The following is a 15,399-nucleotide window of genomic DNA, read 5'->3' on the forward strand; positions in this document are numbered from 1 at the left end:
TGTGTGGTTCTCAGGAAACAACCTGGAACCGCAGCACATAATTGAAGTATTCCGAGCCTGCCGGCTTGGACGTTGATTTGCCTACCCGTGTGCGGGTGGTGCGTTGAGACGTTCGGTGGTTTTGGCGAAGGGGAAACACCCGGTCCCATCCCGAACCCGGAAGTTAAGCCCTTCAGCGCCGATGGTACTGCATGGGAGACTGTGTGGGAGAGTAGGACGCCGCCGGACACATATTGCAGGAAGGCCCCGCCGTTACCGGCGGGGCCTTTCTCATTTCTGGCGGCCATCTCAAGGTCGGCCGAGTGGGCACGGCGCTGCCGGAACGTGATCGCGAGGACCGCTTTTGTCAGTGGCTCGCAGGAGGATGGCGTCACAGAGATCCCGCACAGTGCTGGGCGCTGCGGTGATCTACGGGCCGTGTCGCCGACCTTTTCGGAGGAGCCATGCTCAACGTCTCGTACGACGACGTCAAGTGGGCCGAGTCGTTCAACGAGATCTACTGCTTCACCTTCATCAAGGGAGTCGGGGAAACCGAGGCGTTGTTGCGCCTGGGCGGCCTTCAGGACACGTTTCGTCCGCGTACCCAGCAGGAGGCGAGCGAGATGTACGACTCCTACGAGGCCGGTTACGCCAACGTCGCGTTCGCCCTGGATCTCGGTGGTTGGACGGTGCTGATCGAGCCTGGCGGCTACCAGGGAGCGCTCATCGAGCTGCTCAGGGCGCTGTCCCTGGGCACCGAGGCCGTGTCGGTGCGGCGGCACGACTACGCCGACCACGGCTTCGGCTACGCCGTCGACGGGACGCTGGTCACCGGATTCGAGCCCACCTGGCCTGGCCGGCGCTGGGGCAGCGAGCCCGACCGCCTGGTGGGGAAGATGCGCACGGCGGGCCTGGACCCGGACCTCGATGACGAAGAGGACTTCGTGTCGGATCCTCACGTCCCGGCCCTCCTTCTCGCGGGTTTGATCACCGGCGTGCTCCAGCATCGGGACACCCTGTCCGGGCGGCTCATGTCCGCCGAGATCGAACCGTGGTTCAGCGCCGCCGAACCCTGGCTCGGCCACGGGCCCGCAGACCCCGAAATGATCGCGGCTCTCGCCGCCGCGCCGCCGCACGTGCTCCGCTCCGTCGCCGCTCGGGAGACGGAGCGCCTGGCGTCCGTCCTCCACCTCGACGGGACCCCCGGTCTGGCCGAGGCGGTCGCCGCGGCCGAGCGAGGCGAGACGGTCAAGGTCTCGCCCACCTCCGAGCTCGGGGTGCACGTCCGGTCCTGGCTGAAGCGGGCACATCAGGCGGGCCGATCGCTCAACGCCTCGTTCGACCGCGGCAACATGACGGACGATGAACGCACGGATGCCTACATGCTGGGCTGGTTCGCGGGTGTGTTGCGGGCCGCGCTGTGGCCGGAGCCGCATGCCGCCGCCCGTGCCGTCCTCCACCCGCTCACGCAGGGCCCGCCCAGCCTCCGCGACCCCGCCCAGCAGAGCGCCATCCTGCACGAACTCCGAGGCGACGCGCGCCTTACCTGATCCGACCTGACGCCTACCCCCGGCCGTCGCCGCGACAACGGGGCCGATGCCCGCAGCGCGACGGCGAACGCTCCCGGGTGGGGTGCTCAGCCGGCCGCCGCATCCGACCCGCTCTTGAGTGGCAGCGCGCTTCGCATGGCACCGACCAGGCCGCGTGGGCGGAACTCGTCACTGGAGAAGCCTGACCCCGATTGGTCGCGTACCTCGGAGCACGACTAGAGGTCTGTACGCATGGTGGGCTTCCGCCGTCTACCGCGAGGCGGGCCAGGGCGGCGGCGACGACGCTGCCGGGCAGACACCGCCGAGCAGCGATCGGGGCCTGCCCGTCGCGTCCCGCAGCGCCGAGGGTGATGGAGGTGTATCGGGTGCGGATGTCTAGGAAGTCGGTAGCGACGGCCGACCGTGCGAAGGCTCGTTTGCAGAGGGACGGCCCGGCGCGTCGTCGGGCCGGGGTCAGGGTTCGGTGCGGTCGAGGTGGACGAGGCCACGAGTCACGGCTGCCGGCCATACGATGGCATGCTGTTGGTCCGGGATGACCTCGCTGCGGATCCTGAAGGCCGGGTGCGTGTGCAGCCGGGCGGTGAAGCGTGCCAGGTCGGCGACCATGTCGAGCCCGGCCAAGGATTCCCGTATCGCGGTGGGCAGGACGGGCCAGCCGCGGTCCGGGCTGTTCTCCCGTTCGCCCACGGCCAGGTACACGTCGCCGGTCGCCCGGTCTGCGACAGGGGCGCGCTGCGCGTCGAGCAGCAGATGGTCGTCCCACCAGAGCGACGGGCTGACCGCCAGGAACCGGCGGAAGCCCTCCGGGCGGCGCGTCAGGACCCAGCAGGTGAGCAGGCTGCCGAGGGAGAAGCCCCCGAGTCCTCGATCAGCGGGATCGAGCGGATGAGCCGACTCCGCGAACGGCGCGATCACGTGGCGGATCAAGTCGAGCACCGCCGCCTGTCCCGTACGGGGTCTCGCCGAGGAGGTACATCACGGCGACCGGCTGGTCCGCGTCCGCGCAGGGCGGGAGGCGGAACGGACACGCGGACATGCCGGCGGTCCGTGGGCTCGTCGCCGGTGACCGGCATGTGTTGCACCGATCCCGGTACGTCCACCGGTCCGCGGGTCCAGTCCGCGGTCCTGCGCGACTCCAACGATTCGGCCGGCCCGCGGCGGGCCGGGTACCCGCGGCGGGTCAGGCGCCGGCGGTGATGTCCTCGGGCGCGTGGACGCGCGCCACCTCGGGAGTACGGGCGTCCAGCCGGATCTTCGCGAGGGCCTGGCGGCCGAGATCGGCCGCTCCGGCGTGCTTGATCTCGGCCGGGGTGAGGTACACGGCGAGGTCGGGGAAGACGACCAGCCTGCCGCCGTCGTCGGCGGGGGCGGTCCGGAAGTCGTCCGGGTCGCGCGGGGCCGTGAGCCGTTCCCGGGCGAAGACCGCCGCCGGATCCGGCTCGCGGGTTCCAGCGGGGGCGAAGGTGCCGTTGCGGAAGTACACCGTGGTCTGGGCCCGGTCGCCCGCGGCGAGGGCGGCGGGCGCCGCGCGCGCCGGCGGGTCGGGCGGGCGCCGGGTGAGCGTGCGACGCGCGCTCTGCCGCCGGATCCGCCAGAGCTTGGCCACCGTCCAGATGAGGACCAGCGGCCACAGCACGAGCAGCGCCACCAGCAGGCCCGCTCCGGGCGCGTCCACCTTGACGCGGAGCGCCTCGCTGTACTGGTCGCAGTCGACCGCGACGTAGTCGGTGGCGGGTGCCCGGAACGCCCCGACCCATCGGTACCCCTTGATCTCCGCCGCGTCGCCGCCGTGCCGGGCCCGGTCCAGGGTCACCGGGTAGGTGCCGTTCCGCCCGACCAGCGTGCAGGAGCCGGGGTCGTCGGCGGACGTCACGATGTGGATCCGGTAGCGCAGGCCCTCGTCCACCCAGAGGACGGCGCGGGAGTCGCCGGGCACGCTTCCGGGCCGGACGGCGTCGACCGTGCTCGCGGTGAGCAGCGCGTGGTGCGTTCCCCAGAACAGCACGGTGAGCAGGACGAGCAGGGCCAGCGGCCCGACCGGGACCAGGTAGGAACGCCAGGACGTGGCGAACGGCACCCGATACCGATATGTCACCTTCTTTGGCACCCGCGAATTGTACGATCTTGCGGCTGGGAAAGGGAGATCATGTGGACGTGACGCGGACCGAGATCGACGGCGTGCCCGTGTTCTGGAGCGAGGGCGCGCCGGCCGATGACGGCTATCGCGCGGCGCTGGTGTTCCGTGTGGGAAGGGCCGACGAGTCCCTGTCGAGGGGCGGCCTCAGCCACCTGGTGGAGCATCTGGTGCTGCACGCCCTCGGCGATACCGAATATCACCACAATGGCGTCGTCGGTGCCGACACCACCATGTTCGTCACCCATGGGGAGCCGGAGAAAGTCGCCGACTTTCTGACGGCGGTGTGCCATTCGCTGGGCGCGCCCCCCATGGAACGCCTCGAAGCGGAGAAGAACATCCTGCGGACGGAGGCCGAGGGGCGCGACGCTGGCATGGTGGGCCGATTGCTGGTGTGGCGTTACGGCGCGGCCACCTTTGGCCTGCCCGCCTATCCCGAGCACGGTCTCGCAGCCGTCACCTCCGATGACGTCGAAGAATGGACGGCGCGCTGGTTCACCAGGAACAACGCGGCACTGGTGCTCATCGGCGGCCCTCCGCCGGAAGGGCTCACGCTGCCGCTTCCCGCGGGGGAGCGGCGACCGTGCCCGGAACCGACCAGCGCGCTGCCCCGGACGCCCGCCTATTTCAACACCGACGTCAACGGCGTCGCGCTGACCGGCATCGTGCCCCAGAGCGCCGCCGCCGGGGTCTACGTCGACGTCCTCGGCCGCCGTCTCCACCGCGTGCTGCGGCGGGAGAACGCGCTGAGCTACACGACGAGCGTCGACTTCTCGCCGCGCCCCGGCGACACCGCGGAGATCCTCGCGTTCGCCGACGGGCTCGCGGAGGCGCGTCCGGAACTGGCGGAGCGTTTCCGCGCGGAGATCGAACGCCTCGCCGCCGAGCCGGTGGACGCGGCCGAACTGGCCGAAGTGGTGGCGGCGCGACGCGCCGGCGTGGCCTCTGACGAGGCCCGCGCCTCGCCGGCGATGGCCTCGTGCCTGGCCGAGTTGACGGGGGCTCCGCCGCTCGCGCTGGAAGAGACCTTCGCCGCGCTGGACGAGCTCGGGCCGGAGGACGTCCAGGAGGTCGGCAGGACCATGCTGGACACCGCGCTGCTGATGCTTCCGGAAGGCGAGGAGCCGCAGGGCGCGCGGTTCGCCGCGGCACCGGTCGCCTCGGCGGTCGCGGTCGAGGGCCGGATCCACACCCGCCCCGACGAGGCTCAGCGCGGGCTGATCGTCGGCAGGGACGGGGTCACCTCGCTGACCGGCCCGGCCATGGCCACCGTCCGCTTCGATCAGTGCGCCGCCGTGCTCGCCTGGCCGGACGGGCAACGCGTGCTGGTCGGCCTGGACGGAATGATGGTCGGGGTCGAGCCGAACCTCTGGAACGCCGGCTCCGACGCGGTCGCCGACATCGACCGGTACGCCCCCGCCGAGGCGGTCGTGCCCATGCCCGAGCGTCCCGCCGAGCGCATCCCGCCCCGCATCGGCACGGCGCCGGTGGCCGAGCCGGACGCCGGCGGCACGGCGCGGGCCGGTGCGGTGGCCGCCCTCTTCGGGCTTCCCGCCAAGGCCAGGGCGCGGCGGCGCGAGCCCGCCTGGCGGGACGAGGCACTCGCGGCGACGCTGCCGCGGGTGCGCGGCGGCGACCTGCGCGCGGGACGGGAACTGCTGGCCGGCACCCGCGACGACGCCGAGACCCGCAGCCTCTACGTGGAGAGCCTCACCGACGCCGCGCTCGGGCAGGGCGCGCGGCTGGCGGAGCTGGCCGCGGCCGACCCCGCCGACCCGGACCTGTGCCTGTGGCTCGGCGCGACCCGCGTCGGCGAGGCGTGGAAAGCGCGCAGCGCCTGCCGTGCCGTATACGTCGATGCGGACCGGTTCGGCCGGTTCTGGCGGATGCTCGCCCTGGCGGGGCCCCCGCTCCACCGCGCCGCCGAGCTGCTGCCCGCCGACCCCGTCCCCTGGGACAGGCTCCAGTGGCACGGGCTCGGCATGCAGCTCGGACGGGACGAGCTGGACCGCGTCTGGCGGGAGCTCATCGCGCGAAACCCGTTCCTCTACGCGGGCCACATCTCCCGCTCCCAGGTGCTCTGCAGGAAGTGGTGGGGTTCGGACGCCGAAGTGCTCGACTTCGCCGAGACGGCCACCGCCGCGGCCGAGCCCGGGGACCCGGTCACCGCGGTGCTCGCGGTCGCCCACCTGGAGATCGGCGGCGAGATCGGCACCTGGGACGACCTGAACGGCTACCTGGCGCGCCCCTCGGTGCACGCCGCCCTGGTGGAGGCCGCCGACCGGTGGCAGTCGGGCGAGCGCCCGCATCCCCGGAACCTGGAGGCCCATCACTTCTTCGGGGCGGTGTTCTACCGGGCCGGTGACCACGACCGGGCCCGGCGGCATTTCGTCCAGGCGGGCCGTACCAAGGCTCCCGGCCGCGCATGGGCGTACGCGGACGACCCCGACCGGCTGCTGGCACGGGCCCGGCGGGACGTCCGCGCCAAGGCGTCCGCCGGAACGGGGAGCTAGCCGGCGGCCTCGTCCGGCATGAGGGCCTTCGCATAGTCGGCGAGCGAGCGGCTGTACTGGGGGAGGTGGCGGGAAAGCGCGCCGAGGGCGAGCGCCACCGCCTCCCTCTCGCGGCCGAGGTCGGTGAGGGCCAGCGCCAGGAACGCGGTCACGGCGTCGTCGAGGGCGTCGGAGCCGGCGTCGCGCTCGGCGGTCAGGAGGGCGGCGCTCTCCTCGGCCCGGCCGAGGTTGCGGAGCGTGCTGGCGTACTGGACGGCCGCCTCGCGCCGGCGCTTCCCGTCCAGCCCGGCGGCGAACGCCCGCTCGTAGTGGACGGCGGCCTCCGCCTCGTGGCCGATCGAGTCGTGCGCGGACGCCAGTTCGAACTCGGCGACGGCGTCGCCGGGCGGCAGCTCGCCGGCCAGCGCCTCGACCTTCGCGAGGAAGTCGGCGGGCTCGTGGTCGTCGAACGCGGCCCAGAGTTCGGCGATCCGCCGCTCCCAATCCGGGGTGATCATGCCTGTGAGGATAGGGGGACGGGGCCGCCGGCCGGTGCGGCGGCCTTGATCGCTAGGGTCGCAACGGTGCTGCAACCTGCGATGCGGCACAATTGGACCGCTCGACACTGGTCGGGATCATGGTCGCGTCGGTGCCAACCCACACATCTGCACCGGCGCGGCCACCGAGGCCGAGGCGGCGGCCATGCCGTCGCGGAAGCCGGTGAGCCGCGCTGTGGGGACGGCGTGGAGACGGGCGAGGACCCGGCCCTGCTGGACGGCGGCGGCGCGCGGATCGGCGGACGTGATGTCCGCGCGGCCGGGGAGCCGGGTGATCAGGACCGCGGGCCGTCCGGAGCATGCTCCGTGCGGGTCGGCGGCGATGAGGCGCGGGGCCCAACCGTCCAGGCCGGCCAGGACTTCGAGGACGTGGGCCTCGTTCGCGGCGGCGGTGTCGCCGGCCGCCTCGTCGGCCCAGGCCTCGGCGGGCGGCTGCTCCCCGGTCATCCGGCCGCCGCCGTGGGCGAGGTGAAGTATTCGGCGCTCTCGGCGTCCACGGGGTAGTAGGACTCGATGGCGATCTCGTCCAGCGTGATGTCCAGCGGCGTGCCGAACGTGGTGATCGTCGAGAAGAGCCGCACCTCCCGGCCGCCGATGCGGATGATCATCGGGATCACCACGTCGGCGTCGGCCGAGGCGCCGGTCGGGTCGCCGGGGGCGAGCAGCTCCTCGTAGAGCGCGGTGAGCTCGGGGTCGGGGGCCTTCGCCAGCTGGCGGAGGATCCTGGCGCGGAAGATCGCGCGCACATCGCCCAGGTTGGCGACCAGCGGGGCGAACCCGCGCGGGTCGAGGCCGAGCCGGATCAGGTTGACCGGGGGCCGCAGGAGGTCGGGGTGGACGGTCGCGAAGAACGGTTCGACGGCGCGGTTGGTCATCAGGATGTTCCAGCGGCGGTCGAAGACCAGCGCCGGATACGGCTCGTGGGCCTTGAGCACCCTGGCGACCGCGTCCCGCGCCGCGGGCAGGGCGTCGCCGCCGAGCGGCCGTTCGGGGTACCGGGGGGCGAAGCCGGCAGCGAGCAGCAGCCGGTTGCGCTCGCGCAGCGGCACGTCGAGATGCTCGGCGAGCCGCAGGACCATGGCGGCGCTCGGGTTCGACCTGCCCGTCTCGACCAGGCTGACATGGCGGGCCGAGACGTCGGCGGCGATCGCGAGGTCGAGCTGGCTGATCCGCCGGTGGTGCCGCCACCGGCGCAGGAGGTCCCCGAACGTGTCCACGGTGATCGAGAGTACTCAGCGTGGCGCCGGACGCCATGAAATGGGAGTTCATCGACAAGCGCCGCGAACCGCCGAAACACTCCGTCCATGACCACAGCGAACAAGGACCTCGTTCAGCGGGCATTGGGAGAACTCATCGGGACGGGCGACGTCGAAGCCTTCGGCGCGTTCCTGAGCGACGACTTCGTCCACCACCGGCCCGACGCGACGACGTCCACCAAGAACGAATGGCTCGCCAACGTGCGCGCCGCACTCGTCCCGCTCGCCGGCATGCAGGTCGAGATCCAGCACGTGCTCGCCGACGGCGACCACGTCGTCATGTACTCCCGGCGCCGCCTTCCCGGCGGCGGCCCGGAGGTCGCGATCGTCGACATCCTGCGCGTCGACGGCGGCCTGATCGCCGAGGCGTGGGAGATCATCGAGCCGGTGGCCCGGGCCGCCGCCAACCTGAGCTGGTGGGAGCCCGGCGCGAACTAGCGCGACGGCGCCGATGGTCGCGGCGGATCCGGGGCGGTCCAGGAAGACCGCCCTGAGACCCGCCGCGCTGAAGGCCAGCCCCATCCCGGTGCCGAACACCACGGCGAGCAGCCCGTCGGCTCCGGGCCGGGGGCGGCCGGCGTCCGGACGCCCGGCCGGTTCTCGCCGCGCCCGACGGGAGGGCGGTGGAGACGCCGTAGGCTGCTCGGGTGACTGAGAAGCTTTGGCAGATCGAGCCGTCGGGGCCGCTGCGCGGGGACGTCACCGTGCGCGGGGCGAAGAACGCGGTCAGCAAGCACATGGTCGCGGCGATGCTGGGCGAGACGCCGAGCACGATCGGCAACGCGCCGGACGTCGGCGAGGTCGGCATCACCGCGGGCATGCTGGAGCACATCGGGATGTCGGTGGAGCGCTCCGGCGGGGACGTCACGGTGGTGCCGGGTCCGGTGGCGGACCCGAGCGTCGGCAAGGCGTTCACCGGGCTGAACCGCATCCCGATCCTGATGCTGGGGCCGCTGCTGCACCTGGCGGGCGAGGCGTTCGTGCCGCTGGTCGGCGGCGACCCGATCGGGCGGCGGCCGGTCGACTTCCACGTGGACGCGCTCCGGGCGTTCGGGGCCGAGGTGACGCACGAGGCCGACGGTATCCACGCGCGGGCGTCGCGCCTGGTCGGGACGCGTGTCGAGCTCCCGTACCCGAGCGTCGGCGCCACCGAGACGGTGCTGCTGGCGGCGGTGCGGGCCGAGGGCAAGACCGTCATCCGCAACGCGGCGACCGAGCCGGAGATCATCGAGCTGGCGCTGTTCCTGCAGCGGATGGGCGCGCGCATCTCGTTCGCCCCCGACCGGCGGATCGTGGTGGAGGGCGTCGAGCGGCTGAGCGGGGCGCAGACGCGGCTGGACGGCGACCGCATCGAGGCGTTCTCCTACCTGGTGGCCGGGCTGGTGACCGGGGGAGAGGTGCGGGTGCACGGCTGCCCGCAGGACCGGCTCGTCACCGCGATCACGACGCTGGCCCGGATGGGCGCCGAGTTCGAGATCACCGATGACTGGATCATGGCGTCCGCGCCGGACGGGCTGAGCCCCGCGGCCGTGCAGACCGACACCCATCCGGGGTTCGCGACGGACTGGCAGACGCCGCTGATGGTGCTCTTCACGCAGGCCGAGGGAATGTCGGTGCTGCACGAGACCGTGTACGAGAACCGGCTCGCGTACGTGCCGGCGCTGCAGAGCATGGGCGCGGAGATCGAGGTCTACGACACCTGCCTGGGCGGGCCCGCCTGCCGGTACCACGACACGGCGGCGCTGCACTCGGCCGTGGTGCGGGGCGTCACCAAGCTCCGCGGCGGGGACGTGACGATGCCCGACATCCGGGCCGGGTTCTCGGCGGTGCTGGCGGCGGCCGTCGCGGAGGGGCCGTCCACTTTGCGGGGCGTCCACCACATCGAGCGCGGCTACCACCGCCCCGTCGAGCAGTTCAAGGCGCTGGGCCTCGCGCTGCGCGAGGGCTAGCGGCCCCGCTCCGGGCCACTAGGTTGGCCTGGTCATCTGCGGAGGGACGAGCGTGGATTTCGACCGGAGCGACCCCTATCCCTGCTACGCGCGGGCCCGGGAGGCGCCGGGCCTGACCTTCGTGCCCGAGCTGGACGCCTGGCTCGTCGCCCGGCACGCCGACGCGCGCGCGGTCCTGCGGGACCCGGAGGCGTTCTCGTCGGCGAACGCGCTGAAGCCGGACGTGGTGCCGGGCCCGGAGGCGGTCGAGGTGCTGCGCTCGGTCCCGGCGGGACGTCCGGTGGTGCTCACGGCCGACGGCGACGACCACCGGCGCGTCCGCGAGCCGCTCAGCCGCGGGCTGTCGCCCAAGCGGGTCGAGGCGGCCATCCCGTTCATCACCCGGCGAGCCGAGGAGCTGGTCGCCTCGTTCGCCGGTGACCACCGGGTCGAGCTGATGGGACGGTGCGCCCGCGTCCTGCCGGGGGAGGTCATCGGGCACCTCCTCGGCCTCGACCCGGCGGACGTGCCCGACCTGATCGAGGGCAGCCACCGCGCCGAGGACCTGGTGTTCCGGCGGATGAGCACGGCCGAGCAGGTCGCGGCGGCGCGGGCCGTCGCGGGGATGAAGCGGCTCCTGGACGCCCACGCCCGCGGCAGCGCCGGCGCCGACGGCCTGTGCGGTGAGATGGTCCGGGGGATCGAGCCGCACGGCACGCTCGTCTCCAATCTGCAGAACCTGATGCTCGCCGGGCACCTGACGACGACCGCGCTGATCGGCACGGCGGTGCTGCACCTGCTCCGCGACCGGGAGCAGTGGGAGCTGCTGTGCGCGCGGCCCGAGCTGGCCCCGGCGGCCGTGGAGGAGGCGGCGCGCTACGACACGGCGATCCAGGGGTTGCGCCGGGTCGCGACGCGGCCCGTGGCGCCGGCCGGGACGGAACTGCCCGCGGGCGCGGAGGTCTTCGTCGCGTTCGGGGCCGCCGGACGCGACCCGGACGCCCACGAGCGGCCCGACGAGTTCGACATCACCCGCGCACCCGCGCGGCACCTGGCGTTCGGGCACGGCGCGCACGCGTGCCCCGGCGCCCACCTCGCCCGCGCGCAGGTCCGGATCACCCTGGAGACGCTGGCCCGGGAGCTGCCGGGGCTGCGGCTCGCGGAACCGGCCGAGATGGAGCCGAGCCTGATCCACCGTTCCCCGAAGGAGCTGGTCGTTACCTGGTGATGACCGAATCCTGCAAGACGGGCGCGGGTGCCGGCGGCCAGGCTGGAGCCATGGACATCGACAAGGCATCCGACTTCATGGCCACGCACGCGCGCCTGCTCGACCGGCGCCGCTTCGAGGTGCTGGCGGGGGACGGCGACCGGGACGCGCTGCTGTCCGCGCTGAACGCCTACCGGAACCCCGACGGCGGCTACGGGCGCGGGCTGGAACCCGACCTGCGGTCCCGGACGAGCCAGCCGGGCCCGGCCCTGCACGCCTTCGAGGTCTTCGAGGAACTGGCCCCCGCCACGGCGCCGGAGGCCGCCGCGCTCTGCGACTGGCTGGAGTCGGTCGCGCTGCCGGACGGCGGCGTCCCGTTCGCGCTGCCCATGCCCGACCCGGCCGGGTCCGCTCCGTTCTGGGCGGGCGCCGACACCGGGTCGTCCTCGCTGCAGATCACCGCCGTGGTCGCCGCGATGGCGCACCGCGTCGGCGTCCACGACGAGGCCGTCGCCGGGCATCCGTGGCTGGAGCGCGCGACCCGCTACTGCCTCGACACCGTCCGGGCGAAGGACGAACTGCACGCGCTGGAGCTGGCGTTCGCGCTCTGGCTCGCCGACGCCGTCGAGGACACCGAGATCATCGCGGCGCTCGGCGCGCACATTCCGGAGAGCGGCTGCGTGCACGTCCAGGGCGGCTTGGAGGACGAGATGATGCGGCCCCTCGACTTCGCGCCCTATCCCGGACGCCCCGTCAGGGCGCTGTTCAAGGACGAGGTCGTGCGGGCCGAGCTGCGGCGCCTCGACGAGGAGCAGCAGGACGACGGCGGCTGGCGCGTCGACTTCGCCAGCTACTCGCCGGCCGCCGGGCTGGAATGGCGGGGCCATCAGACCGTCAAGGCCGTCTCCATCCTGACCCGCGCCGCCGTGGGCTGAGCCCGCCGCCGTGGGACCATGAAGGGTCCCATCCGCGCTGCGGCGCCGGACGCCCAGCAGACGGCACCGGAGGCTCCCGATGGACAACGGCCCGGGCTACACGGCGCTCACCCCGCTCGCGTTCCTCAACAGGTCGGCGGAGGTGTTCCCCGGCAAGACCGCCTACGTCCACGGGGACCGCCGCGCCACCTACGCCGAGTTCGCCGCCGAGGCGACGCGGCTGGCGCACGCGCTGCGGGCGTCCGGCATCGGACCCGGCGACCGCGTCGCCTACCTGGCGCCCAACGTCCCCGAGCTGCTCGTCGCCCACTTCGCCGTGCCGCTGGCCGGGGCCGTGCTCGTCGCGATCAACACGCGGCTCGCGCCCGCGGAGATCCGCTACATCCTCGACCACTCGGGAGCGAAGGCCCTGGTCGTGGACGCGGCCCTGCACCCGTCGATCGCGCCGGTCGCGGACGGCCTGCCGCCGGTCGTCACGGTCCCGGCGGCGGGCGCGGACGCCGACCCGGCGGTCGGCGGCACCGCCTACGCCGACCTGCTGGCACGCGGCTCCGACGACCCGCTGCCCGGGGACGTCCACGACGAGAACGCCGCCATCTCGATCAACTACACCTCCGGCACCACGGGACGTCCCAAAGGCGTCGTCTACACCCATCGCGGCGCCTACCTGAACGCGCTCGGCGAAGTCCTGCACTCCTGCCACACGCCCGGCAGCGTCTACCTGTGGACGCTGCCGATGTTCCACTGCAACGGCTGGTGCACGCCGTGGGCGCTCGCCGCGATCGGCGGGACGCAGGTGTGCCTGCGCGCCGTCGACGCCGGCGAGGTGTGGCGGCTCATCGACGCCGAAGGCGTCACCCACCTCAACGGCGCCCCGACGGTGCTGGTCGCGATCGCGAACGCGGCGCGGGCGCACCCGCTGGAGCGGCCGCTGACGGTCACGACGGCGGGCGCCCCGCCGAGCCCGACGATCATCGGGCAGATGGAGCGGCTCGGCGCGCGCATCGTGCACGTCTACGGGCTCACCGAGACCTACGGGCCGTACTCGGTGTGCGAGCCGCAGCCCGGCTGGCCGGGCCTTCCCGCCGGCGACCGGGCCCGGCTGCTGGCCCGGCAGGGCGTCGGCATGGTCCAGACGGACGGGCTGCGCGTCGTCGACGACGCCATGCGCGACGTCCCCGCCGACGGGGAGACGCTCGGCGAGATCGTCATGCGCGGCAACAACGTCATGAAGGGCTACCACCGCGACGAGGAGGCCACCGCGCACGCGTTCCGCGGCGGCTGGTTCCACTCCGGCGACCTCGGCGTCCGCCACCCGGACGGCTACGTCGAGCTGCGCGACCGGTCCAAGGACATCATCATCTCCGGCGGCGAGAACATCTCGACGGTCGAGGTCGAGCGGGCCATCGACTCGCACCCGGCCGTGCTGGAGGTCGCCGTCGTCGCCGTGCCCGACGACACGTGGGGCGAGCGGCCCAAGGCGTTCGTCGTGCTCCGCGACGGGCACGCCGCGACCGGGGACGAGCTGATCGAGCACGTCCGGGCGGACCTCGCCCGGTACAAGGCGCCCGACGCGGTGGAGTTCGTCGCCGAACTGCCGAAGACGTCCACCGGCAAGATCCAGAAGTTCCAGCTCCGGGAGCGGGAGTGGGCCGGGCGGGACACCCGCGTCCAGGGCTGATCCACAAGCCGGGAACCCCTGCCGCATCGGGCCTCCCGCCGGGGTGAGGACGGGCCGTTCGTGGGAAGTGTTCCCTGCGCGGGGGCCGGGCCGCCGGCCGTTCGTCGAGAGGGGAGCGTGATGGCGCCCACCGGGAGGCCGACCGGGAACGTGCTGATCGTGGGGGCGGGCCCGACCGGGCTCCTGCTGGCGGGGGACCTGGCCGCGGCGGGCATCGGCTGCACGGTGCTGGAACGCCGCGCCGAGGAGACGAGCGGCCTGACGCGGGCGTTCGCCGTGCACGCCCGCACCCTGGAGACCCTGGACGCGCGCGGCGCCGCCGCCGGCCTGATCGCCGCGGGCACGCGGGTCGGCGCGCTGCGGCTGCTCGGCGCGACCGCCCTCGACCTCTCGCGGCTGCCGGGCCGCTTCCCGTTCGTCCTCGTCGTCCCGCAGTACGAGACCGAACGCGTCCTGAGGGAGCGGGCGCTGGCGGCGGGCGCGGAGGTCGTGCACGGCGCCGAGGTCACCGGGCTCCGCCAGGACGCCGCCGGCGTGGACGTCGAGGTCCGGACCGCCGGCGGCGCGACCTCGGCCCGCCGCGCCTCCTACGTGGTGGGCGCCGACGGGGTCCGCAGCACCGTCCGGCACGAGCTCGGGCTGCCGTTCCCCGGCCGCGCGGCGGTGCGCTCGGTGATGCTCGCCGACGTCCGGCTGGACGAGGCGCCCGCCGCCACCCTGACCGTCGGCGCCGTCGGCGACGCGTTCGCGTTCATCGCCCCGTTCGGCGACGGCTGGTACCGGGTGATCGCCTGGAACCGGCGGCACCAGGCGCCCGACTCCGAGCCCGTCGACATGGCCGAGCTGCGCGAGGTCGTCCGCCGCGCGCTCGGCACCGACCACGGCATGCGCGACCCGCGCTGGACGTCCCGGTTCCACAGCGACGAGCGGCAGGTCCCGAGGTACCGGGTCGGGCGGGTGTTCCTCGCCGGCGACGCCGCGCACGTCCACTCCCCGGCGGGCGGGCAGGGCATGAACACCGGGATCCAGGACGCGGCGAACCTCGGCTGGAAGCTCGCCGCCGAACTGCGCGGATGGGCGCCGTCGTGGCTGCTCGACAGCTACCACGAGGAGCGGCACCCGGTCGGGCGGCAGGTCCTGCGGGGCAGCGGCGCGCTGCTGCGGTTCGCGCTCGCCGAGCCGCGCTGGCTGCGCGCGGCCCGCGGCGCCGCGGCCTGGGCGGCGACGCACGCCCGGCCGGTGGCGCGGCGGCTGGCGGGCGCCGTCTCCGGCATCGACATCGCCTACCCGGCGCCGCGCGGATCCCACCGGCTCGCCGGCCGCCGCGCCCCCGACGTCCCGCTGGCGGGCGGCCCGCCCCGGCTGCACGAGCTGCTCGGCGACGGGAGGTTCGTCCTCGTCGTCGCCGCGAACGACCCCGCCGTCACCTACCTGGCGACGAAGCGGTGGGCGGGCCGGGTGCACTGCGCGCTCGCCGGCGGCGCCACCCGCACGACCGCGCTGGTGCGGCCGGACGGCTACATCGCCTGGGCCACCGACGAGACCGCCCCGGACCGGCGCGCCGCCGAGATCCGCGACGCGCTGGGCCACTGGTGCGGGCCGCCCGCCGACCGCGCCGTCCACGAACACCGCCGGATCGGGAGCGTCCCGGGCGACGGCACGGAGCAGAGGAGCTGAGAG

At 73.8% G+C, this 15,399-nt stretch carries 13 protein-coding genes and 1 rRNA gene; 9 read left to right on the forward strand and 5 right to left on the reverse strand.

Translation table 11 applies throughout. The annotated features are described in order from the left end of the window. Positions 1-111: 111 nt before the first annotated feature. Both rrf and HUT06_RS18365 read left to right on the forward strand, forming a co-directional pair. Positions 112-228 (forward strand): 5S ribosomal RNA (gene rrf / locus HUT06_RS18360). Between the two features lie 215 nt (positions 229-443). Further along, positions 444-1,529, forward strand: coding sequence for a DUF6461 domain-containing protein (locus HUT06_RS18365; RefSeq protein WP_176196857.1), 1,086 nt, complete (start codon positions 444-446; stop codon positions 1,527-1,529). 453 nt (positions 1,530-1,982) lie between these two features. On the opposite strand, the gene HUT06_RS18370 is transcribed toward HUT06_RS18365, so the two are convergent. Further along, a complete protein-coding gene (locus HUT06_RS18370; protein WP_176196858.1) occupies positions 1,983-2,465 on the reverse strand; it encodes an alpha/beta hydrolase in 483 nt (160 codons plus the stop codon). 244 nt (positions 2,466-2,709) lie between these two features. Beyond that, positions 2,710-3,636, reverse strand: a complete 927-nt coding sequence (locus HUT06_RS18375) for a hypothetical protein (protein ID WP_176196859.1) — start codon at positions 3,634-3,636, stop codon at positions 2,710-2,712. A gap of 41 nt (positions 3,637-3,677) precedes the next feature. Here HUT06_RS18375 and HUT06_RS18380 point away from each other — a divergent pair, with 41 nt between their 5' ends. Beyond that, positions 3,678-6,176 (forward strand): hypothetical protein, encoded by a 2,499-nt coding sequence (locus tag HUT06_RS18380; protein ID WP_176196860.1) that lies wholly within the window; start codon positions 3,678-3,680, stop codon positions 6,174-6,176. Here HUT06_RS18380 and HUT06_RS18385 read toward each other — a convergent pair. The 3 genes from HUT06_RS18385 to HUT06_RS18395 all read right to left on the reverse strand — a co-directional run bounded on the left by HUT06_RS18385 (position 6,173) and on the right by HUT06_RS18395 (position 7,929). Further along, entirely contained in the window at positions 6,173-6,673 is a 501-nt protein-coding gene (locus HUT06_RS18385) for a tetratricopeptide repeat protein (protein WP_176196861.1), read from the reverse strand. The two genes, HUT06_RS18380 and HUT06_RS18385, sit on opposite strands and share 4 nt — an antisense overlap. Positions 6,674-6,790: 117 nt before the next feature. After that, positions 6,791-7,159: a phosphotransferase gene (locus tag HUT06_RS18390; protein ID WP_176196862.1), complete on the reverse strand. Its 369-nt coding sequence runs from the start codon at positions 7,157-7,159 to the stop codon at positions 6,791-6,793. Further along, entirely contained in the window at positions 7,156-7,929 is a 774-nt protein-coding gene (locus tag HUT06_RS18395) for a helix-turn-helix domain-containing protein (protein WP_176196863.1), read from the reverse strand. Before HUT06_RS18395 ends, HUT06_RS18390 begins: the two co-directional genes overlap by 4 nt. A gap of 87 nt (positions 7,930-8,016) precedes the next feature. Between HUT06_RS18395 and HUT06_RS18400 the strand changes: the two genes are divergently transcribed. The 6 genes from HUT06_RS18400 (at position 8,017) to HUT06_RS18425 (ending at position 15,396) form a co-directional block, all read left to right on the forward strand. Continuing rightward, positions 8,017-8,406, forward strand: coding sequence for a nuclear transport factor 2 family protein (locus HUT06_RS18400; protein WP_176196864.1), 390 nt, complete (start codon positions 8,017-8,019; stop codon positions 8,404-8,406). Positions 8,407-8,615: 209 nt separating this feature from the next. Next, positions 8,616-9,917 (forward strand): UDP-N-acetylglucosamine 1-carboxyvinyltransferase, encoded by a 1,302-nt coding sequence (murA, locus tag HUT06_RS18405; RefSeq protein ID WP_176196865.1) that lies wholly within the window; start codon positions 8,616-8,618, stop codon positions 9,915-9,917. A gap of 52 nt (positions 9,918-9,969) precedes the next feature. Continuing rightward, complete coding sequence (locus HUT06_RS18410) at positions 9,970-11,124, forward strand: cytochrome P450 (protein WP_254715253.1); 1,155 nt, start codon at positions 9,970-9,972, stop codon at positions 11,122-11,124. A 50-nt stretch (positions 11,125-11,174) separates the two neighbouring features. After that, the gene (locus HUT06_RS18415) at positions 11,175-12,038 is read left to right on the forward strand and encodes a hypothetical protein (protein ID WP_176196866.1); all 864 of its coding nucleotides are present in this window, start codon (positions 11,175-11,177) and stop codon (positions 12,036-12,038) included. 79 nt (positions 12,039-12,117) lie between these two features. Beyond that, on the forward strand, positions 12,118-13,719 hold the full coding sequence (locus tag HUT06_RS18420; protein ID WP_176196867.1) for an acyl--CoA ligase family protein: 1,602 nt from the start codon (positions 12,118-12,120) through the stop codon (positions 13,717-13,719). Positions 13,720-13,839: 120 nt separating this feature from the next. Beyond that, positions 13,840-15,396, forward strand: a complete 1,557-nt coding sequence (locus tag HUT06_RS18425; RefSeq protein WP_176196868.1) for an FAD-dependent monooxygenase — start codon at positions 13,840-13,842, stop codon at positions 15,394-15,396. Positions 15,397-15,399 lie beyond the last annotated feature (3 nt).

This window comes from Actinomadura sp. NAK00032 (assembly GCF_013364275.1).
Classification (GTDB): Bacteria; Actinomycetota; Actinomycetes; order Streptosporangiales; family Streptosporangiaceae; genus Spirillospora.